Source organism: Camelimonas fluminis, from assembly GCF_014656355.1.
Classification (GTDB): Bacteria; Pseudomonadota; Alphaproteobacteria; order Rhizobiales; family Beijerinckiaceae; genus Camelimonas; species Camelimonas fluminis.
The window spans coordinates 2,948-24,695 of the sequence record NZ_BNCG01000015.1 but is presented as its reverse complement, the minus strand read 5'-3'; the positions used below and the strand labels follow the sequence as shown (position 1 = coordinate 24,695).

The following is a 21,748-nucleotide window of genomic DNA, read 5'->3' as shown; positions in this document are numbered from 1 at the left end:
GGCAAGATCCGGACACAACCCGGCCCCTCGCCCCGGCTGCCGCCAGATGCGTGGCGGCGAAGCGTTCCACGCCAGCGCTGGCCCCGGGTTCCGGCCAAACGGACATGACGCGCCGCCCGTGCTGGTCCGGCATGAACGCGCCGCATGGAACAGGTCTGCTTCCAGCGTTCTGGAACGCTCAAAATTTGACCACCAGGGCGGCCGGCATGCCCCAATCACGATCACCAGCCAGCTTGGGGCGCCGGAGCGGCCAATGCGCAGCCACTGGCGGGTCTGCGCCGCCGCGTCCCGGGCCGAAAGCGTCACACCATTTTCGCATTCAGGGTGCATGGGGAAAGCGCTTCCATCTGACGTTTTCCGACCTGTTCGCAATGCGCGATGGCGGGCATCAGAAATAACCGTTCAAGACAACTGGCGCCGATCTTGCTTTGGAGTTCCGCGGACATGCAGGAACCCGAAGACGGCAGTCTGTCGCGGTTCGCGAGAGGCCGAGGGAGTGACGGGATGACAGACAGTCTGGATCTGGCTCGCGCCGGAAACTCGCTTGTGACGTCTGGCCATGCATTGCAGCTCGCGCCTGCCGTGAAAGAAGACCCTTACGATCGGCCCTCGCCGATCGCCGCGAACACCAGACTGCTGTTTGTGACATCGGAGATGGGCGACTTCATCAAGGCTGGCGGCCTGGGCGAGGTCGCGACCGCCCTGCCCCGGCAGTTACGCGCCTTCTGCGACGTGCGGGTGCTGTTGCCCGGCTTCCGGCAAGTCCGCAACGCCATGCCGGCGATGGAAGTGGTGCAGCGGATGCCGCGTGTCGCCGGTCTGCCGCCATGGTCGCTTGGCCGCTTCGCCACCGCTGACGGTCTCGTTATCTACACGGTGCTCTGCGATGAGCTCTACGATCGCGACGGCTCGCCTTACGGGCCGTTCAGCGGCGGTGACTTCGGCGACAATGACATCCGCTTCGGGCGACTTTCGCTGGCCGCGGCGGAAATCGCCGCCGGCGAGGCGGACCCACAGTGGAAACCCGACATCCTCCATGTGAACGACTGGCCATCCGCGCTCGCCCCTGGCTATATGCGCTGGAAGGGGCTGGCCACGCCGTCGATCCTGACGATTCACAACCTGGCCTACCAGGGCCTGTATCACCCGCAGCGCATGCGCCTGCTGGGCATCCCCGAGGCCGCCTTCGACATCAATGGCTCCGAGTTCCACGGCAAGATCTCGTTCCTGAAGAGCGGCATTTTCTACGGTTCGCATGTCACCACGGTCAGCGAGACCTACGCCAGCGAGATCACCACGCCAGAACATGGCTGCGGCCTCGACGGGCTCCTCAAAACCCGGATGAACGAGGGCCGGCTGACCGGCATCATCAATGGCATTGACGACAGCTGGCATGCGCTGATCGATTCCGGCGCTGGCGGCGATCAGATCGTGCGCCAGTGGAAGCGGCGCAACGCCGCCGAAATCCGCAAGACCTTTGATCTGCCGGCGTCGCGGGGGCCGCTGTTTTCCATCATCTCCCGCCTTGTGCACCAGAAGGGCGTCGACCTGTCGCTGGAGGTCGCCGAAACCATCGTGGCGCGGGGCGGCCAGCTGGTGGTGACGGGGCGCGGCGAGCCCGGCATCGAGGAGGCGGTGGAGACGCTGGCCAGGAAGCATCCGCACGCAGTCGCCGCACGCATCGGCTTCGACGACGGCGAGGCCCGGCGATTGTTCGCCGCCAGCGATTTTCTGCTGATGCCATCGCGCTTCGAGCCTTGCGGGCTGAGCCAGATGTACGCGCAGCGCTCCGGGGCGCTGCCGATCGCCTACCGGACCGGCGGTCTGGTCGACACCATCGAAGACGGGCTTTCGGGCTTCCTTTTCTCCAGCCTCACCGGAGCTGGGCTGACGGCGGCGGTTTCCCGCGCCCTTGACGCCTTTCGCTCCAGGCGAGCATTCCGCCAGATGCGGGACCACGCCATGGCCAAGCGCTTTGACTGGCGCCGCCCGTGCTCCCGCTATGCGGACGTCTACGCCCGCGCGCTCGCCAGCTGACAATGGAGACAGCGCGGCTTCGGACGGCGCCGAACCCGCCGGCCATCAGCTGACGCGGTCGGGGCCTCACATGTCCAATTCAACCCTCCGGGAGGCAGATGATGAACAGGGATCAGACCATTCGCGACGCCGCCTACGCAATCTGGGAAGCCGAGGGCCGGCCTCACGGCAGGGACGCGGAACACTGGCGACTCGCCGAGGAGCGCGTCGCAGCCAGCCCTGGCGAAATCGCCGCCGCAACCATGCCAGTCCAGCGCAAGCCCCGGGCGACCGCGTCGCGCACCAGGACAGCTACCACGGCAGGCCGCAAGACGGTCTCAAAGCCGAAGGTCTGAGCCAACTGGCGGCTGGCGTGAGATCGGGTTACCCACCTCGGGTGCAAATGCCGCGATCTGCCCGGCGCCGGCACATGGCCGCCACGGGCCGAATAGGGAAAGCGCTCATACTGAACGGCATTCCTGCTCCATACTTTCGGCGCGCCGCATTCTCATGGCCCAGCACGATGTTCGCCCAGCTCGAAAATACGCGCGCGCGTTAACCTTTCATGCCGCGCTACGGCATGCTGATCCCTGCCACCGGACGGAACTCCCTGGCGTCCAGACAAGGCCTCTCCATGCGCCAGCCCGCGCCTTCCCTGCCCGCCCTTGCTCCGCACGATCTGGCTCTGCTGGAAGGCGGCCGCCACCCTGACCCCTTCTCCATCCTCGGTCGTCATGCTTATGCCGGCGGCGCCTTCGTGCGCGCCTGGTTGCCCGGCTGCAATTACGCGGAGATCGTCACCGGCGAGGGTGAGGCGCGGCGCGCTGTTCCAATGGATACGGAGGGCAATGGCCTTTTTCAGGCGCCTGCCCCTGAGGCTGGCCCCTATCGGCTGCGCATCTCCTGGCCCGACGGCATTGTCGAGGCGATCGATCCCTATTCTTTCGGCCTTCTGCTGTCCGAGGACGATATTTACCTGTTCGCCCAGGGTCGGCATTTCGATCTGTCGACGCGGTTTGGCGCCAATCCGCGTGTGTTCGACGATGTCGCGGGGACGCTGTTTTCCGTGTGGGCGCCAAACGCCGCGCATGTCGCCGTGGTCGGGGATTTCAACGGTTGGGATGCGCGCCGCCATCCGATGCGGCGCCGGCTTGGGCCTGGCGTATGGGAGCTGTTTATTCCCGGCGTTGGTCCAGGCGCCGTCTACAAATACGCCATCACCGGCGCGAACGGCGACCCCTTGCCCTGGAAGGCAGATCCGTTGGGCCGTCGGCAGGAAGAGCCGCCGCGCACCGGCTCCATCGTCGCCGCCACGCCGGATTTCGCCTGGAGCGACGCCGCGTGGCTGGAGCAGCGGGCGAACGCCAACCCCAGGGCGGAGCCGCTCTCCATCTACGAGGCGCACGTCGGCTCATGGCTGAGAACGGAATGGGGCGAGATGGGCAGCTGGGACGACGCCGGCGACAGGCTCATTCCCTACCTGCAACGCATGGGTTTCAGCCATGTCGAGCTGCTGCCGGTCACCGAGCACCCCTTTGGCGGCTCGTGGGGCTACCAGCCGCTTGGTCTGTTTGCGCCAACAGCGCGGCTTGGGCCGCCGGAGGCCTTCGCCCGCTTCGTTGACAGGTGCCACGCCGCCCGCATCGGCGTGATCCTCGATTGGGTCCCCGCCCATTTCCCCACGGACGAATACGGCCTGGCGCGGTTCGACGGCACCGCTCTTTACGAGCACGAAGACCCACGCCAGGGCTTCCACCGCGACTGGAACACACTGATCTACAATGTCGGTCGCAGCGAAGTGCGCGGCTTCCTGATCGCCTCGGCGCTATGGTGGCTGGAGACCTTCCATCTCGATGGACTGCGCGTCGACGCCGTCGCCTCCATGCTCTATCGCGATTACAGCCGCGCGCCTGGCGAATGGACGCCAAACCATCTCGGCGGCCGCGAGAACCTGGAAGCGGTGGCCTTTTTCCAGGAGCTTAACGCGCTCATTGGCGCGCGCGGACGCGGCGCCATTTCCATTGCCGAGGAATCGACCGCGTGGCCGGGCGTCACCGCGCCGGTTGACCAGGGCGGCCTCGGTTTCCATTTCAAATGGAACATGGGCTGGATGCACGACACGCTGCGCTATTTCGGGCGCGACCCAGTGCATCGCGGCTATCACGGCGACGACATCACCTTCGGGCTGATCTACGCCTTCTCCGAAAATTTCGTGCTGCCAATCTCCCACGACGAGGTCGTGCACGGCAAAGGCTCGCTGATCGCCCGCATGCCTGGCGACGATTGGCGGCGCTTCGCCAATCTGCGGCTGTTCCTGTCGCTGATGTGGACCCATCCTGGCAAGAAGCTGCTGTTCATGGGTTGCGAATTTGGTCAGGAGCAGGAATGGAACGTCGACGCGCCATTTCCTTGGCCCTCTGACGACGACGCCCCCAGGCGCGGAACGATGCAGCTCGTGCGCGAACTCAACGCGCTCTACCGCCGCCACCCAGCGATGCACCGGCTCGACCACAGCCCGGAGGGGTTCGCGTGGGTTATCGGCGACGACAGGGCCAATGCTGTCTTCGCCTTCACCCGCTCCGCCGGCGACGGCCAGCCGCCGCTACTGGTCGTCGCCAACATGACTCCGGCGCCGCGCCACAACTATCGGGTGGGCGTCGCTTTCCCAGGTCTCTGGACCGAATGTTTCAATAGCGACGCGGAAGCCTGGGGCGGCTCGGGCGTCGGCAATGGCGCGCCAGTCTGCGCCGGAGCCGTCGCCTCGCATGGGCAGGCGCAATCGCTGTCGCTGACCCTGCCGCCGCTGGCGCTCATCGTGCTGGAGCACGCAGGCCCGTCCGGCGCCAACATGAGCGGAACCGGGCCATGAGCGATGACCTGCTGCGCCAGTTGGCGATCCGCGCCGGCGTCGCGCCCGAGTGGACCGACCAATCGGGCGCGCGGCGCCAGGTCTCGCCCGAAAGCCTGCGCGCGATCCTGAATGCGCTCGGCCTGCGGGCGGATAGCGCTGGAGCGTTGCGTGAGTCGCTCGCCGCCGTGGACACGGCCGCCACGCCAGGCCCGCCGCGCTTCATGACGGCGCGGACCGGCCAGCCAATCATGCTTCCCAACGTGAGCGGCGCCCATGTCGAGGCAGTGCTGGAGGATGGAACGCGACGCGTCATGACCGGGGAACGGGCAGGCGATGATCTTGTTCTTCCTGCGTTTGATGAACCGGGCTACCACAGCATCATGATTGGCGGCGAGGTCATGACGCTGGCCGTCGCGCCGCCGCGCTGCGTGACATTTGCTGACCTTTCCGGTGGTCGGGCGGGCTGGGGCCTCGCCGCGCAAATCTATTCGCTACGCAGCGCCCTGGATGGCGGCATTGGCAATTTCTCTGGCGTCGCGGCCCTTGGCCGGGCCGCCGCGGGCCTCGGCGCCGACGCCCTGGCGATCAGCCCGGTGCATGCGCTCTACGGCGCCCGGCCCGATCTGTTCAGCCCCTACTCGCCCTCAACGCGGCTGTTTTACAATCCGCTGCACGCCGATCCCGCCGCTGCATTCCCTCTGGAGCTGACAGTCCGCGTCGCCATGCGGGAAGGCCTCGTCCCACAGATGGAGCGGCTTTCCGGCGCGGGGCAGATTGACTGGCAGGCGGCGACGCCGCTGCGCCAACGTTATTTGCGCGCGCTGTTCCACGCGCTGGATGAGGCCATCGAAAGCCGCGCAGCTTTCGAGCGTTTCGCCGCCAGTGCGCCACCGCTCCTGCGCTCCCACGCCGCCTTCGAGGCGTTGCATGCAGCCGAGCTGGCGCGCGATCCGGCGCTGTCGTCCTGGCGCAACTGGCAACCTGGCTTTCGCGATCCTGACGGCCCCGAGGTTGCCGCCTTCGCCCGGGCGCACGCGGAAGAGATCCGCTACCAGATTTTCCTGCAATGGCTGACGCAAGCGTCCTGCGGGGCGGCGCAGCGCGCCTGCCGGGAGGCGGGCATGACGGTGGGCCTCATCGCCGACCTCGCCATTGGCATGGATGGCGCCGGCAGCCATGCCTGGAGCCGTCAAAACGAGATCCTGCATGGGCTGAGCATCGGCGCGCCGCCAGATTATTACGCCGCGGACGGCCAGAACTGGGCGCTCACCACTTTCTCGCCACGGGGGCTGGCGGCGCATGGCTATGCGTCGTTCATCGAGACGCTGCGGGCAAGCCTGCGCCACGCTGGCGGCATCCGCATCGACCATGTGATGGGCCTGAAACGGCTCTGGCTTGTACCTGACGGCGCCGGGGCGCTTGACGGCGCCTATGTCAGCTTCCCCTCCGAAGCGCTGTTCTCTCTCGTCGCTCTGGAGTCCTGGCGGCGCCGCGCCGTGGTCATCGGCGAGGATCTTGGCACGTTGCCCCACGGCTTCCGTGATGATCTGCGTGAGCAGGGCGTGGCCGGCCTGCGCGTCCTGCGGTTTGAGCGAACCCAACATGGCTATGTCCGTCCGTGGGACTGGGACCGGAACGCCGTGGCAATGACAAGCACGCACGATCTCGTTCCCACCGCCGGGTGGTGGGCCGGCGCCGACCTTGATCCTGGGGACATAGATGGCGAGCCCGCCAGGGCGTGGGATCGGGGCGTGCTGTGGGGCGCATTTGTCGATGCGGGCCTGGCGGAGGGCGAGCGACCTGCCCCCGAAGATACCGGCCCGGTCGTCGACGCCGCGACCCGCTATGTCGCGGCCACCCCCTGCATGCTCGCACTCATACCGGTTGAGGACGCCATGGGTTTGCGCGTGCAACCGAATGTGCCTGGCACAACGATCGAAAAGCCGAACTGGCGGCACCGGCTTCCAGGCGATGCGGTGGATGCGCTCAACGACGGGACGATCCGCCGCCGTCTGGCGCCGCTGGGCGGAGCGCCCTCCGGCTGACGAGCCAGGGGCAACGCCTCGCGCCCCGTTTGATCGATGGCGCCCAACCGCCCGCCTCAGCCGGCCAGCGCCCGCACGACCTGCGCCGCAAACCGGACTGCGGCGACCGGACAATAGAGCCAATGCGACGCCCCGGCAGAAAATATCGCTATTTTGTCATTTCTGCCAGATCGCGCGGGGCGTAGGCTGGAGCCTGATTGATGAATGGCGCCGGAGCCCGACCAGGGATTGGGAGCCGCCCTTTCTGCCGGCGTCGCAAAGGGCCGGACCATGTCGACATCACGCGTGATCAGGGCCGTCGCCGCGCTCGTCATCCTGTCGCTGGCTGGATTCGCCGGCTGGATATGGAGCCTGCCTTCGACGACCGGCGCGTTTAAAGCTCCGCCAGTCCCGCAGGCCGAGACCGACGCCATGCTTGCTTCGCTGAGGCCGGTGAAACGACCACGCCCACTCGTGGCCGTCATCGGTCTCAACGACGCGACAGAAACCACCGATTACCTCCTGCCCACCAGCATTCTGCGGCGCGCCAATGTTGCCGACGTGGTGATGCTGGCGACCTCGCCTGGGGTGGTGAAGCTCTATCCCGCGCTCGCCGTCGAGCCGGACGCAACCGTTGCGCAGTTCGACGCCGCGCATCCCGAAGGCGCGGACTATGTCATCGTGCCCGCCATGAGCCGCGACGACGACCCGGCCGTCATGGCCTGGCTGCGCAACCAGAGCGACAGGGGCGCAACGATTGTCGGCGTTTGCGCCGGCGCCAAAGTTGTCGCGGCTGCGGGGCTGCTCGACGGCCGGAGCGCGACGACGCACTGGTATTATCTGAACGAGATGCTCCGGCGCAGCCCGACAATCCGGTATGTCGCGGACCGGCGAATGGTCTCCAGCGGCAACGTGGTCACGACGACAGGCATCAGCGCTTCCATGCCGATGATGCTGACGCTCGTCGAAGCCATCGCCGGTAGGGCCAGGGCGGAAACGACAGCGCGTGACCTTGGCGTCGGGCAATGGAGCGCGCAACATGCGAGCAGCGCATTCAGGCTCACCCGCCCGTTCGTGACGACAGTGCTCGCCAACAGACTGGCGTTCTGGAACCACGAAACATTCGGCCTTCAGCTCGAACCCGGCGCGGACGAAGCATCGCTGGCGCTGGTCGCCGATGCATGGTCACGGACCTACCGGTCCCGCGTCGTCGCCTACGCCACCGCGACGGACCGGGTGCAAACCCGCAACGGCGTTCGGATAGTCCCCGACCAGACGACCGGGCGCTGGCCCGGAAGCCAACGCATATCCGCCTTTCCCGATTTGAAACCGGCCGACGCGCTTGACAGGACGCTCGACATGATTGCCGCGCGCCATGGCGAAAGCGCCGCCAGCGTTGTCGCCATGCAACTCGAATATCCCAGGCCAGCGCCAACGGGCGACCTGCCTGGCCAGCGAGCCGCGCCAACAGGCAGCGATGATCCTTCAGGGCGAAAGGAACCCCTGGGCGTTACGCAATGATCCATCGAGGTCCAACGCGCCGCCGTTTTCGCGCGGGATGCGCCGCCAGCGAAAAATCGGGCGCGTCATCAACAGCATCAGACGGTTCAGAGGTGTTGCAACGCGCCGGACAGGCGCCTCGCGGAGCGGCCGCGCCGACGTCAGCCTGATGGCTGCCGGTGTCTGGGGCCAGGCATCATGTGTCCGCGCCATGGCCGCTGGCGCGCGGCGATCCGCCCGATGCGAGGCGCTGCAGATCGTCCGCGGCAAGCAAATGCGCTCCATTCGGGACAAGTCCAACGAGACTGCTCCGGGCGAACCTTGTGAAGGTTCTGCTCACCGTTTCGACCGTCAGACCGAGATAGTCGGCAATGTCCCGTCGCCCCATTGGCAGCGGCACAAATTGGCTCTCCGCTTCCGTCGCCGCGATCCTCCGCCAGCGGCGATGCATGTGGAGGAGGAAGCTCGCAAGCTTCTCGCTCGCCGTGCGCCGGCCCAGCAACAATAACTGATCCTGTACGGCATGCAGTTCAGTCCCGGCCAGATGGTGTAACCGCAGGAGAAGGTGCGGCCGCTGCACCGCCATCGCTTCGAAGGCGTGTTTCGAAAACACGCACGCCGTCATGTCCGTCACCGCCTCGATCGCACATCCTGGCGGATTGGCGGCGGAAAGGCCGATAAAATCGCCCGGCAATGCAAAGCCGATGATCTGCCGCCGGCCATCCGGCATGGACCGCGCCAGCCGCGCCACGCCGCTGCGCACATTATGGACCTGGGGGGCGCCCAGCCCCTCAAGCGCCAGCGCCGCGCCGGCCGGATATACGACGCGGCGGGACAGATCCGCCGCGATCTTCAGATCGGTCGCGTCGAGGCAATCACACACGCCATGCGCGCGCACCAGACAGCCAAGGCAGGGCCCCGACCCGCCCCCCTCTGCAAAACTGACCGGCGATGCATTGATAGTCATGATGGAACCCAGCATGGCCCAGATCAGCAGGGCAGAAAAGTGTCTGGGCCCATCCGGCGGTGCAGCAAGGGCCGGTTTGCCCTGCAAGGCCGCAGATTCGGTCGCGACGCCCCGCTCAGGGGCCCGGGCCACGTGGACATGTTGCTTCGCGACCACACGCGGCGCGTCATTCCAGGGGAATGGGCGCCGGTTGATCTGGATCAATTCCCCTGTCCGAAAACCGGCCATGAGTACTGCGGGCCGGGCTGGCCGCAGGCCTGTCTCCTGCCGCCCGGCCCAAGGCAACAGGAACCAGACATGATCAGCCTACCCGTTCGCACCGGACTTCTCGCCGCTTTTCTGACAACCACCACGCTTGCCGGCATTGCGCCGGCGCTCGCCGCCGACCTGCCCGCAAGTCGTCCCGAAACGCCGGCGCCGGCTCTCCCGCAGTGGAACCCTTGGATGATCCGCGCCCGCGCCCTGATGGTAGTTCCACGTGACGACGCGACGCTGTATGCGGCTGGAGAGCGGCTGTTTGGCGCCAACGTCAATGTCTCGAATTCCGTCGTTCCAGAACTGGACATCACCTATTTCTTCACGCCCAATCTGGCGGCCGAACTGATCCTTGGCGTCACGCCGCATCGCGTCAAGGGCGCCGGCGCTCTGGCCGGCGCGCCGATTGGGAAGGCGTGGTTGCTGCCGCCGACCCTGACGCTGCAATACCATTTCACTGGCCTTGGCGCGTTCAAGCCCTATGTCGGCGCCGGCGTGAACTACACCATGTTTTTCGACGAGCAGGCGCGCGGAGATTTCACCTCGTTCCGCCTCAAGGACAATTTCGGCTTCGCCCTTCAGGCTGGCTTCGATTATATGCTCGACGCGCACTGGGGCATCAACTTCGACGTCAAGAAGATCTTCCTGGAGACCGACGTGAAGGTGAACCACGGCGTCGTCCACGGAAAAGCCCGTCTTGATCCCTGGCTGATCTCCACCGGCGTCACCTATCGCTTCTGATCCTCCAGATGCTATCGCCCACAAAGTGAGCGGCCAGAAACCGGACCGCTCCCGGCTCCAGGCGGGATCCTGCCTGGAGCCTGCCGGAACCGTGCGTCCGGCGGGACAGCCACGCCGGCTTCCCACCAGTTTCCCACCGGGACTCCCGGCGCCTGATATGGCCCGTTCCGTATCTGTGTGACGCCGGCCGCGACCGCCCTGAGCGGCGTCCGGCAATCCGGCGCATTTTCAGCCCGCGCAGACGCACGTCCCGGCAAGCGCCGTCTCAAGCCCTCCGTTGTCCCGCGCCCTTCTTCACGACGGCGGAGCCGCGCGGCTGACCGGGGCACATTGCGCCGGAATTGATCTACATCAATGACAGCGTGGTGACTGCTCCGCGCATGATGGGCGACAATTCCCGTTCAACAAGAAAAGCTTAAAATGAACTTTGAACATGATGAGAAGGTGGAGCGCTTGCGGGCGCAGCTTGACGATTTCATGCGCTTCCACGTCGAGCCCGCGAACAGGGAATGGCACAATGAGGTGGCCGCCGGGCGCTATCCGCTGGCCCTGATCGAGCGGTTGAAGTCCCGGGCTTTCATGGAGGGATTGTGGAACCTGTTTCTGCCAGGACTCAGGGAAGATGAGCCGGGGCAACGCCTCAGCAACCTGGAATATGCCCCGCTCGCGGAGATCATGGGGCGGGTGCACTGGGCGTCCGAAGTGTTCAACTGCAGCGCGCCGGACTCCGGCAACATGGAATTGCTGCACCTGTTTGCGACCCCCGCGCAACGCGCCGAATGGCTCGATCCCCTGATGATCGGAGAAATCCGTTCCTGCTTTGCCATGAGCGAACCGGACACCGCGTCATCCGACGCCAGGAACATCCAGACGACGATCCGGAGAGACGGCGACAGCTATGTGATCAACGGCCGCAAATGGTTCATCACCGGAGCAAACCATCCCAATTGCCGGTTTGCCATTGTCATGGGGGTGACCGGCGATCATGCGCCAGACGGCTCGTCGGGCCAGCATTCGATGGTGATTGCGCCGATGGACGCCCCGGGGCTTGAGGTCGTGCGCAACATTCCGATCATGCATCACAACTCCCCCGAAGGAAATTGCGAGTTGCTGTTCCGCAATGTTCGCGTTCCCGCTTCGAACATTATCGGTCAGGAGGGCAATGGTTTCAAACTCGCCCAGCAACGGCTCGGTCCCGGGCGCGTGCATCACTGCATGCGGACCATCGGCCAGTGTGAACTGGCGCTGGAGCTCATGTGCGAGCGCGCATTGGAACGAAAAACATTCGGACGTCATATCGCGGATTTCGCCAACGTGCAGGACTGGATCGCCGAGACGCGGCTGGAGATCGATCAGGCCCGGCTTCTTGTCTTGAAAGTGGCCGACAGAATGGACCGTGAAGGCAATGCGGCGGCGCGTGTCGATGTTTCGGCCATCAAGATCGTGGCGGCCCGGCTCCAGACCCGGGTTATTGACCGGGCCATTCAGGTGTTTGGCGCCATGGGGCTGACGCCAGACACCCCGCTCTCCTATCTGTGGACCTGGGGACGGGCGCTGCGGTTTCTCGATGGCCCCGACGAAGTTCATCTGCGGGTCGTCGCCAGGGATGAACTTGCGAAAGCCAAAGCCATCAACGGCAAGAACGCCGCTTATTTTGTACCGCCCGCCGGCCTCGTTGCAGGCTAGAGCGCTTTCCGACCAGACGGAATCGTCTGGTCGATCAGAATTCGCTCAAAACAAGGGAAACTGGAGCAATCCCCGATCCATGGAGATCGGGAATTGCGAGCCCCCCGGTCTGGTCCACGCTTGCACCGCTGCGCCATCCGCCGCCTTGCACGATGGGGCGGATGACGCTCACGCCACTGGATAAGGCGCGAGGGCGCTGCGGTTCTCGTCCACCGCCAGCGTCCGGCCGACGGGCGGGAAAGCGCGCTGGGGGCATGCGGGCCGCTCACAGACCTTGCAGCCGGCCCCGATAGGCGTCGCAGCCTCCGGATTGTTGATATCGAGGCCGCGGGCATAAATCAGCCGGCTGGCGTGGCGGATATCGCAGCCGATGCCGACGGCGAACGTCTTGCCAGGCGCGCCAAAACCAGCAACGCCCCGCCCGACCGTGCGGGCGATCCACAAATAGGCCCGGCCATCGGGCATGCGGGCGATCTGGGTCAGCACGCGGCCGGGCTGGGTGAAGGCCTCATAGACGTTCCACAGCGGGCAACTGCCGCCAACGCGGGAAAAATGAAAGTCCGTGGCCGACTGCCGTTTGGAGATGTTGCCGGCGCGGTCAACGCGCACAAAGAAGAACGGCACGCCGCGCGCGCCCGGCCGCTGCAGCGTCGACAGGCGATGACATACGGTTTCAAACCCCACGCCATAGCGCCTGCCCAGCTTCTCGATATCATAAGCTTCAGCTTCGGCCGCCGCCAGAAATTCCCCATAGGGCAGCACAAGCGCGCCAGCAAAATAATTGGCCAGCCCCACCCGCACCAGCCGGCGCGCATCGGGGTCGGTCAGGATGGGATCATCGGCCAGACGATCGATGACCGGACCAAGTTCGAGGAAGGCAATCTGGACCGCCATCTGGAACGCCTGCTGGCCAAGCTTGAGATCGGCGGAAATGAACAGGGTGCGGGCGTCGGGATCGAAACGACGCTGGGCGTCATCGTTGCCGGTCACCACCACGGCGACGCCGTGCCTGTCACGCAGCCACGCGACCAGCCCCGGGTGCACCGACAGGGGGCCAAGCCCGGCCTCGCGGTAGAGCCGCTCCGCCGCCTCATCCAGCAGCTCTACATGGTTGCGGCGCGCGTAAAAGAAGTCCCGCACCTGTTCGAAGGGCGCCCGCGCCGGGCCGCCGGCGATCCATTCGTCGCCCAGCTGGGCGGCGAGAGCCTCGCTCTGCTCGACCGTTTCGCGATAGCGGCGGTGCAGGGCGACCAGGGTGCGCCCAACCGCCGGCATGTTCATCGCCAGCTCGCGGATTTCCGCCAGGGAAATGGCTTCGGCGCCGTCGGACAATGCGTCGCGCAGCTCTGTGATCAGCCGCCCTTCCTCGTCTTCGGAAAACAGCTGTACGTCGACGCCGAAAATGGCGTTGATGCGGAGCAGGACTGCAACGGTCAGTGGACGCTGGTTCTGCTCGATCTGATTGAGATAGCTGGGAGAAATGCCCAGCGACGCGGCAAGTTCGACCTGTTTCAGGTTTCGTTCTTCACGCAGGCGCCGCAGACGCACACCCATATAGGTTTTCCGCATCAGGCCATCCAGAATTTGCTGATTTCGCAGCAGGTCCCTACCGTTAGCCGCAAATGCTTGCGATCGCGCCGCTTCCACGACGCATTGCCTCTGCGGATATTGCAAATCTGTTAAACCGGTCTGAGGGCAAGGGGCAATATGCGGTGTCCGGCGCATGGGTGCGATCCGCCGGTTCGTCGGGCCAGGCCGGCCCGGGTGCTTCGGGGAAAGATTGACAGATGCACGACAGTCCCGATCGCAGGTTTCAGGCACAAAGGGCCTAGGCGCTGCTATGGTTGAAGCTGAGATCCGTCACTCGGGGATACAGGCGGCGCAAGAGACAGACTGGCTGAACAGCCCTACCGCATGACCGTCAATGGAGCCTGACATGAAGGTATATGAAGCAATCTCGAAAGCGATCCTTGATCAGGGCGTTGAGGTCATGTTCGGGCTCATCGGCGACGCCAACCTGTACATGGTGGACAGCTTCATCAAGAGCGGCGCCGCAAAATATCAGGCGGCGGTTCATGAGGTTGGCGCCGTCCTGATGGCGATCGGCTATGCCCAGGCATCCGGCAAGGTTGGCGTCGCCACTGTCACCCACGGCCTTGCCGTGACCAATACGCTCACCGCCCTGATTGAAGGCCAGCGGGGCTCCACTCCCATTGTGCTCTTTGCCGGTGACACCGCCGTTGTTGACCGGCACCACTTCCAGAATATCGATCAGCGCGAGTTCTTCGTAGCCGCTGGCGCGGGGTTCGTTCAGCTCCGCTCGGCGAAAACGATCGGTGAGGATGTAGCGACGGCTTTCAGGCGCGCCCGGATCGAGAAGCGCCCCGTTGTCGTCAATATGCCCTCGGATCTTCAGTGGCAGGACGCCGAGTATGTTCCGCAGAAGGCTTACGCCCCGGCCCGTCTCGAATATGTCGTCGATGGCCCCGATATGGAGAATGCAGTCGGAATCATAGCGTCGGCGAAACGCCCGGTTGTCCTTTGCGGGCGGGGCGCCTGCGACCCGTCAGCCCGGGAAAGCATACAGGCGTTCGCTGACCGTATTGACGCTCCGCTTGCCAATACGCTCAAGGCGAAAGGCGCGTTCACGGGCCATCCCTTTAATCTTGGCATTTTCGGAACATTGAGCACGCCTGTTGCTCTGGACGCCATTATGGCAAGTGATTGCATTATCGCATTCGGAGCGGGCCTGAACCAGTATACAACAGCGCAAGGCAGTCTTCTGCGTGGCAAACGACTGGTTCACATAAGCGCTGATCCGTCGGACATCGGTCGCCATGTCACGCCTGACGCCGGCCTTGTGGGGGAACCTGGCCGAACTGCGGCGCAAATGGTGCGTTTGCTTGACGAAGCCGAAATCGCCGGGTCTGGTTACCGCTCGCCTGAACTGGGCAAAGCCATTGCTGAATTTGTATACCCGCCGCAGTCCAAGGAAGGGCGTCCGGGAACCGTCAGCGCCCGGCAGGCGCTTCAGACCCTGGACAAGGCGGTGAACCCCGACCGCATCTTGGTCACCGATACAGGGCGCTTCCTGATTGACTCATGGCGCCTGATGCACGTGCAGGACCCGCAATCCTGGGTCTACACGGTCAATACGGGAACGATTGGCCTGGGCCTTGGGCATGCCATTGGCGCATCTTTCGCTCACCCCGAGCGCCAGACCTTGCTGATTGCAGGTGACGGCGGCTTTATGCTGGGCGGCCTGAGCGAGTTTACGTCTGCTGTCCGGGCCAGGGCCGACCTGATTGTCATTCTTTGCAATGATGGCAGCTATGGCGCCGAGCATATCCAGTTCCGGAACAAGCAGATGGATCCATCGATCTCGATGTTTGAGTGGCCAGATTTCGCTCCGGTAGCGGAGGCGCTCGGCGGCGCCGGCGTCACGGTCCGTTCCAGTGAAGATCTCGACGCCGCCGTCGAGGCTATCCGCGGGAACAGGCGCCCATTGCTGATCGATCTCAAGCTTGACCCTGACAACATGCCGATGATCGATCACTAGAGCGCGTTCTGATCAGCCGGAATCGACTGATCGATCAGAATTCGTTCAAAACAAAGAGAACTGGAGCAGTTTGCGATCCTTGTTGATCGAAAACTGCTCCAGAGCATTGTCAGTAGTAAGGGAAACTGGCTTTCCGTGAAGGAAATGCGTCATGAGGGGCGCATCCCTGGTCTGGCGGCGACCAACGACAGGAAGCCCGGCGCCGGGAGCCGCCGCACCCTGACCCGCGGCAGGCAGTTGCGGGCTTGTGGAGCATTGGTGACGGCAAGGGGATGCGCGGCCAACAACGCGCGGCGTGTCCCTGCCATGGCTGGCGCCTGATCCCGCCTGCAAGGAGGCGCCGTCCTTGCGCGCGGCGCCAGCCGCTGGTTAATCCTGCCCCGCCCTTGTGCGCAGAAGCCTTCTCGGCGTCTTGCCCATGACGTTCCGGGGTAGCTCGGGAAGGAACTCAACGAGAGTGGGCGCCTTGAACGGCGCAATCCTTGCCCGGCAGAAATCGATAATGTCGCCACCCGACAATGCTTCCCGTGCGGCTGGGTGAGAAACCACGAAGGCCTTTACCGTTTCACCACGATATGTGCTGGGCCAACCAACAACAGTAACGTCCTGAACGCCAGGATGCTGACGGATAACCGATTCAACGTCAGCCGGCGCGATATTGTAGCCGGATGCAATAATCAGATCCTTGATGCGATCCGAATAATGAAGAAAACCATTGGGAGGAATGTGTAATTCACTGGCAGGTCGAACGGAATGAGATGCGTATGGGTTATGGTGTTATGGACAGCGTTTCTGTGCGCTTCCATCGCACCTTTTGATTTTCCTGATGTTCCGGAAGTGTAGATGAGCTTCACAACATCACTGGCTGGATCAATGTCGGCGATGAACCCGGAAGCAGGCCGCCCTGTCGCTGCGACAGGTTTGCGCTGGAGCGCCGGGACCCGTGGTCCGTTGGCGGCCTCACCCGGTAGTGGCGTTCAGAGCACCGGCCCTAGCATGCTCACCGCGTTCTGCACGAGACGGGTCCGGAATGGCCAGCTGGTGACAGCGTCAAGCCCGACGGGCTGTGATACGCCAAGATACCCCTGCTGACGGAGGCGAATGGAAGCGACGACGTCTGTATCAGCCAAAAGCAGATTGTTCTCGAAATTGAGCTGCATACTGCGCCGGTCCATATTGGCGGAACCAACCAGTGCGATTTTGCTGTCGATTGTGATCGACTTTGCATGCAGCAACCCCAATGGGTACTCATATATCTTGACGCCGCTGGCGAGCAGATCGGCATAACAGCTGCGGCTGGTGCAGGCCACGAGCCAGGAATCGTTGCGCGCGGGAAAGATGACCGTCGTCTCCACGCCGCGCCGGGGCGCCGCGCACAATGCCCGCAACACAGCCTCGTCCGGCACGAAATAGGGCGTCGTGATGATGAGTTCCTTGTGAGCGGCGTATATGGCGCCCACAAACGCAGCGGACATGACGTTGCCCTGCGTGGTTGATCCGGTTCCGTACATCTGCGCCACGCTGCCGGGCTCAAAGCGTTCGGGCATCGGCCCGGCCGCGGCAAGCCCTTCCAGCGCCTCTCCGGTTTCTGCAATCCAGGTGCACAGGAACAGGAATTGCGCCTGCCGCACCACTGGTCCTTCGCAGCGCAGGAAGATATCGATCCAGGGCGCGTACTTCGCCTTGATCCGGAATGCGGGATCCGCACAGTTCTGGCTGCCGCAATAGGCAATGCGATTATCGATGATGACGATCTTGCGGTGGTTACGCAGGTCGACCCGCCCGACGGCGAGATGGCCCAGACGCGGGATATCATTCATGGTCGCGACGGCCGTCACGCCCGCGTCACGCAACTGCCGCCAGCGGGCGCTGCGGATGAAACCTCGCGAGCCCAGCGCGTCCACGATCACCCGGCAGCGCACGCCGCGTCGCGCCGCGTCCATCAGGGCGTCGGCGACCTTCCCGCCATTGCCGTCATCAAGCCAGATATAGAAACTGATGTGAACGTGCTCAATGGCCTGTGTGATATCGCGCACAAGTGCGTCGATCGCGCTGTTTGAATCGCGTTCCGGCTGGTCGACCGGTGCTTCGGGGTTTCCAAGGAGCACGATCCGGTTGCCAGCCACCGGCGCCAATCCATCGATTGAACGGCATAGGGCAAACTGGCTGAGCGTTTCCGGGTCGGCAAACTCCGGCGCGAAGGCAGCATCGTCAGGCCGGGCGGTTCGATCTTCCGCCGCCCTCAGCCGGCGCATGCGCTCGCGCCCGATGCTGGTCTCTCCGAGAAACAGATAAGCAACGATCCCCAGCAATGGCAGAAACATGATGACCGCGACCCAGGCCACGCGGGCCGCGGGCTCCCGATTGGGGCGGGTGATCGCACGAGCCACCGTGAGGATATGCAGGATTAAGAGCGACAGATCGAACAAAGTCCGCATTCCTGGACAGTCCCCCCGGATAACGACGCGCCGCGCGCGGGCATCCCGCCCCCCTTGCGGAAGTGAGGCGACGCGGCGCAACGGTCGTCGCCCCGCGCAATACGCAGGCATGGCGATTGCCAGCCCCTCCTGATGGGTCATACAGACTTGCTGGCGCGACCGGGTCAACTGACCCGGGGCGGAAACTGGCGGCGGGAACCACACGTCAATGACGTGAACCACAAACTTTCGCTATCCTGGACGGACATCTGCCCAGGCGCGCGAGGGGGACGCCCGTAGCCCGAGATAGGCAAGCGGCGAGCTGCCGAAAGCGCGTCTGAACATCAGGGTAAAAGCCGCCGGGTTCTCATACCCCAGATCCAGCGCCACCGTCGTTACCGATTCGCCCGCGGCCAACCGCGGCACCGCAAACAGAAGGCACGCCTGCTGTCGCCACGCCATGAAGCTGACGCCTGTCTCGCGTTTGAAGTAGCGGGTAAAAGTGCGGCGGCTCATTCCCAGATCCGCGCACCAGTCATCTATGGTTTCATGGATCCGCGGTTTCTGGATAAACTTGCGGCACCTTGCCGCTAGCGCCCCGGTCGTCGGATATTGCAAGGAAAGCGGCAGAGCCTGCAGTTGCTGCAGTTCGTGCCAGATCAACGTCATCAGGGCGCCGGGCCGGCCGCTTTCTTCGTACTCAAGCGGCAAATTCAGCGCTTCAGTCATCAGGCTGCGCATGAAGGGCGAGATGCCCACCACCTGACATGTCTGCGGCATCCCCTGAGCAACGCCCGGCTCCAGATAGAGACTTTGCACGCTGACCGCGCCAATCATGCTCACCCTGTGCTCGGTGGCGGGCGGAATCCACATGCCGCGTTGCGGCGGCATGACCCAGGCGCCTGCCGGGGTCGTCAGGACGAGCACCCCGGAGGAACTTGAAATGAGCTGGCCGCGCCTGTGCTGGTGTGGGTCGATCAGATGACCATCGGGGTACTCCGTGCCGATGGCAAGGATCGGCCGCTGCACATGCTCCACATTGTCGATATGAACATCGCGCGCCAATGGCCCACTCCCGTAGTTGAATTGCCCGCCATCGGTGGCAGGCCGGGAAACTGACTCTTATAGCGGGCGCACCTCATTCTCAATGAGGCTTTGCAAGTCATCGACCAAGCCGGAAAGCAAGACGTGTCTTCTGAAGCCATATCGCTGCGAGCAGCAAAATCAAAAGCGGCTTTCCCGATCCTGTGGGCCGCCAGCTTTTGTCACCTCCTGAATGATATGTTGCAGGCTCTGCTGCCTGCCGCCTATCCGATTTTGCAGGGCAACTTCGAGCTTACGTTCGCGCAAGTTGGCGTTTTGACCCTCGTCTATCAGATGACCGCGTCGCTGTTTCAGCCGTTCATCGGCTACTATACGGACCGCCGGCCGACGCCATATTCCCTGCCCTTCGGCATGGCCTCTTCCATGCTTGGGTTGCTGATGCTCGCGTTTGCGCCCGGTTACGGGATGCTGCTGCTGGGCGGCATGCTGCTTGGTTTGGGGTCGTCGATTTTCCATCCGGAATCGTCCCGGATCGCGCGTCTGGCCTCCGGCGGTTCGCACGGGCTGGCGCAATCGCTCTTTCAGGTTGGGGGCAATTTCGGCACTGCGCTTGGCCCCCTGGCTGTGGCTTTCATCGTTCTGCCGCGCGGACAGCACGGGCTCGCCTGGTTTGCCCTGGCCGCGCTGCTCGGGATCATCATCCTGACGGGGCTCGGCCGATGGTACAAATTCAACGGCCATGCCGAACGCCGCCCCGCAGGCGCGGTGATCGCGCGCCACGCCTCATTGTCGGGCCGCCAGGTCTTCCAGGCGATGACGATCCTGATCGCCTTGCTATTCTCGAAGTATATCTATCTCGCCAGCTTTACGAGCTATTATATCTTTTATCTGAAGGATAAATTCACTATCCCGACACAAGACGCCCAGATTTATCAGTTTATCTTCTTTGCGGCTGTCGCCGCGGGAACAATCGCGGGCGGCCCGATCGGCGACAGGCTGGGGCGGAAACCCGTCATCTGGGTTTCAATCCTTGGCGTTCTTCCATTTACGCTGCTTCTGCCTCATGTCGGCCTGCTGCCAACAGCCATATTGAGCGCCATCATCGGCTTCATCATGGCGTCAGCCTTTCCGGCCATCGTCGTCTATGGGCAGGAGTTGATGCCTGGCCGCGTCGGCATGGTGTCTGGCCTGTTCTTCGGTTTCATCTTCGGAATCGGCGGCATTGGCGCGGCCCTGCTCGGCAGCCTGGCGGACTGGAAAGGCGTGGAGTTTGTTTTTGACGCCTGCTCGATACTGCCCGCGATCGGCATATTGGCCATGTTCCTGCCGGACACGCGGGACGCCGCGAAGGGGTCAGCATAGGCTTCGGATAAATGCGGAATGCCCGGGGCGGAACGCCGTATGTGGCTTTCCGCCCCGGGCCGCGGTCACTTCGGCCACAGGATCATCTGTGTGTTCCGGAAAAGGGCAATGACGGCATTGTCTTCTTCGCGCCGCACCTCTGCATCCCACACTTGTGTGGTGCGTCCCTTGTGAGCCGGGCGCGCGGTGCAAACAACGACGCCTGACCGCGCGGTGCCGATGAGATTGCTTTTCAGTTCCACTGTGGTGAACCCGCTGGCGCCTGCTGGCAGGCTCCTGACCGTGCCATAGCCACAGCAGGCTCGGCAAGCGAGGTCACGGTTCCGGCGTGAAGGTAGCCATTCCACGCCCCAAGGGCGCGACGGACCTCCAGCGTGGCGACCACTTCATCCAGTTCCACCCTGATGAAGCGCATGCCCAAAAGGCCGGGCAGATAGTCGTCCCCCGCAGCGTTCCATTCTTCCAGACTGGCAGGGACTTTCATGCTCATGGATCACCTCAGTTGCAACGGAGCCTGTTGTACGAGCGATAGTCGCAGAACTGCGTGACGACAACCACTTGGAAAACCGAGGCGCGCCCTGCACCGATTGCAGCGCTGGTTCCAACAGATTGATTGCCGAATGCCGGGGCGGACAGCCGGAAAGGCCGCCGGTGCATGACCGTGAGTGCAGGTCTTTCTCTGGCGCTTGCAGTTCGTTCCCGGCTGTCAGGAGCAGATTGGGGCTGACCGGTCGTTGTTTGACCAGTCCTGGCGCGAAGTCAGCGTGACAAGCGGTGCGGCCGCTATCCCGGCTCGCTGACCCCGAGACTGCTGGCGATATCCCTATGCCCAGAGCGGCGCATGGAGAGGGCATGCTGGTTCATGGCGGGTGATGGCCTGGCAATGTTAGCACGATGAAACCGCCGCGACCTGTAGCAGGAAGCCCATAGCCGCGTCTTTTGTTGGCGGCGCCGCCGGGAGTCATGCGCCAGACAGGCCATGGAGAGGCTGCACGCCGCGCCGCGATGCTCCGCCGGTCAGGGTAGCCTTCTGCAACTTCGCAAACGCCGTAGCGGAGCGTCAAAGGCATGCCGCCGAGCCGGCAAGGGCACGGCGGTCATCGGCGCCGGCCAATGACGCGGCCAAACCACTTCCCGCTGGCAGCGTCCGACGATGTTCAAGGTGCGGATAGCTGGACGTTCTTCAATGGACGGCATGGATGTCAGCGCGTGCCTTTGCGCAAGTCATCGGACGGAAACGCAATCCTGCGTGATCCATTTGAGCCCATCACGGCACAGTCCATCCACCCATGTTCAAACGTAGCGCCAGTTTCAGAGGCTCGCCGG

16 protein-coding genes and 1 pseudogene are annotated in these 21,748 nt (G+C 64.0%); 9 read left to right on the top strand and 8 right to left on the bottom strand.

Features of this window, described 5'->3' with window-relative positions:
- The first annotated feature begins 504 nt into the window (after positions 1-504).
- From glgA to IE243_RS15140, 5 genes and pseudogenes are all read left to right on the top strand, one after another.
- A complete protein-coding gene (gene glgA, locus IE243_RS15160) occupies positions 505-2,037 on the top strand; it encodes a glycogen synthase GlgA (RefSeq protein ID WP_191320236.1) in 1,533 nt (510 codons plus the stop codon).
- A 101-nt stretch (positions 2,038-2,138) separates the two neighbouring features.
- Positions 2,139-2,372 carry a DUF2934 domain-containing protein gene (locus tag IE243_RS15155; RefSeq protein WP_244643203.1) on the top strand — a complete coding sequence of 78 codons (234 nt, stop codon included), beginning with the start codon at positions 2,139-2,141 and terminating at the stop codon, positions 2,370-2,372.
- A 278-nt stretch (positions 2,373-2,650) separates the two neighbouring features.
- Positions 2,651-4,885: a 1,4-alpha-glucan branching protein GlgB gene (gene glgB, locus IE243_RS15150; protein ID WP_210319873.1), complete on the top strand. Its 2,235-nt coding sequence runs from the start codon at positions 2,651-2,653 to the stop codon at positions 4,883-4,885.
- Positions 4,882-6,912 carry a 4-alpha-glucanotransferase gene (malQ, locus tag IE243_RS15145; protein WP_191320234.1) on the top strand — a complete coding sequence of 677 codons (2,031 nt, stop codon included), beginning with the start codon at positions 4,882-4,884 and terminating at the stop codon, positions 6,910-6,912. Before glgB ends, malQ begins: the two co-directional genes overlap by 4 nt.
- A gap of 270 nt (positions 6,913-7,182) precedes the next feature.
- Positions 7,183-8,316, top strand: a pseudogene (locus tag IE243_RS15140) (DJ-1/PfpI family protein); the annotation flags it as partial.
- Between the two features lie 271 nt (positions 8,317-8,587).
- Here the strand turns inward: IE243_RS15140 and IE243_RS15135 are convergent.
- Positions 8,588-9,358 carry a Crp/Fnr family transcriptional regulator gene (locus IE243_RS15135; protein WP_191320232.1) on the bottom strand — a complete coding sequence of 257 codons (771 nt, stop codon included), beginning with the start codon at positions 9,356-9,358 and terminating at the stop codon, positions 8,588-8,590.
- A 297-nt stretch (positions 9,359-9,655) separates the two neighbouring features.
- Here IE243_RS15135 and IE243_RS15130 point away from each other — a divergent pair, with 297 nt between their 5' ends.
- Together IE243_RS15130 and IE243_RS15125 are read left to right on the top strand one after the other, a co-directional pair.
- Complete coding sequence (locus IE243_RS15130) at positions 9,656-10,354, top strand: OmpW/AlkL family protein (protein ID WP_191320231.1); 699 nt, start codon at positions 9,656-9,658, stop codon at positions 10,352-10,354.
- A 420-nt stretch (positions 10,355-10,774) separates the two neighbouring features.
- Positions 10,775-12,040 carry an acyl-CoA dehydrogenase family protein gene (locus tag IE243_RS15125; RefSeq protein ID WP_191320230.1) on the top strand — a complete coding sequence of 422 codons (1,266 nt, stop codon included), beginning with the start codon at positions 10,775-10,777 and terminating at the stop codon, positions 12,038-12,040.
- A gap of 168 nt (positions 12,041-12,208) precedes the next feature.
- On the opposite strand, the gene IE243_RS15120 is transcribed toward IE243_RS15125, so the two are convergent.
- Positions 12,209-13,609 carry a short-chain fatty acyl-CoA regulator family protein gene (locus IE243_RS15120; RefSeq protein ID WP_191320229.1) on the bottom strand — a complete coding sequence of 467 codons (1,401 nt, stop codon included), beginning with the start codon at positions 13,607-13,609 and terminating at the stop codon, positions 12,209-12,211.
- Between the two features lie 367 nt (positions 13,610-13,976).
- Between IE243_RS15120 and IE243_RS15115 the strand changes: the two genes are divergently transcribed.
- On the top strand, positions 13,977-15,599 hold the full coding sequence (locus IE243_RS15115) for a thiamine pyrophosphate-binding protein (RefSeq protein ID WP_244643202.1): 1,623 nt from the start codon (positions 13,977-13,979) through the stop codon (positions 15,597-15,599).
- 369 nt (positions 15,600-15,968) lie between these two features.
- Here the strand turns inward: IE243_RS15115 and IE243_RS23965 are convergent, their stop codons facing one another.
- From IE243_RS23965 to IE243_RS15095, 4 genes are all read right to left on the bottom strand, one after another.
- Entirely contained in the window at positions 15,969-16,229 is a 261-nt protein-coding gene (locus IE243_RS23965) for an AMP-binding enzyme (RefSeq protein WP_373301704.1), read from the bottom strand.
- 47 nt (positions 16,230-16,276) lie between these two features.
- Complete coding sequence (locus IE243_RS23960) at positions 16,277-16,474, bottom strand: AMP-binding protein (protein WP_373301702.1); 198 nt, start codon at positions 16,472-16,474, stop codon at positions 16,277-16,279.
- Between the two features lie 102 nt (positions 16,475-16,576).
- Positions 16,577-18,118, bottom strand: a complete 1,542-nt coding sequence (gene cls / locus IE243_RS15100) for a cardiolipin synthase (RefSeq protein WP_244643201.1) — start codon at positions 18,116-18,118, stop codon at positions 16,577-16,579.
- Positions 18,119-18,268: 150 nt separating this feature from the next.
- Complete coding sequence (locus IE243_RS15095) at positions 18,269-19,081, bottom strand: AraC family transcriptional regulator (protein ID WP_191320226.1); 813 nt, start codon at positions 19,079-19,081, stop codon at positions 18,269-18,271.
- 123 nt (positions 19,082-19,204) lie between these two features.
- Between IE243_RS15095 and IE243_RS15090 the strand changes: the two genes are divergently transcribed.
- Positions 19,205-20,422, top strand: coding sequence for an MFS transporter (locus tag IE243_RS15090; RefSeq protein WP_191320225.1), 1,218 nt, complete (start codon positions 19,205-19,207; stop codon positions 20,420-20,422).
- A 65-nt stretch (positions 20,423-20,487) separates the two neighbouring features.
- On the opposite strand, the gene IE243_RS23955 is transcribed toward IE243_RS15090, so the two are convergent.
- Positions 20,488-20,664: a PaaI family thioesterase gene (locus IE243_RS23955; protein WP_210319872.1), complete on the bottom strand. Its 177-nt coding sequence runs from the start codon at positions 20,662-20,664 to the stop codon at positions 20,488-20,490.
- Positions 20,655-20,912 (bottom strand): PaaI family thioesterase, encoded by a 258-nt coding sequence (locus IE243_RS23180; RefSeq protein WP_210319871.1) that lies wholly within the window; start codon positions 20,910-20,912, stop codon positions 20,655-20,657. Before IE243_RS23180 ends, IE243_RS23955 begins: the two co-directional genes overlap by 10 nt.
- Between the last annotated feature and the right edge of the window lie 836 nt (positions 20,913-21,748).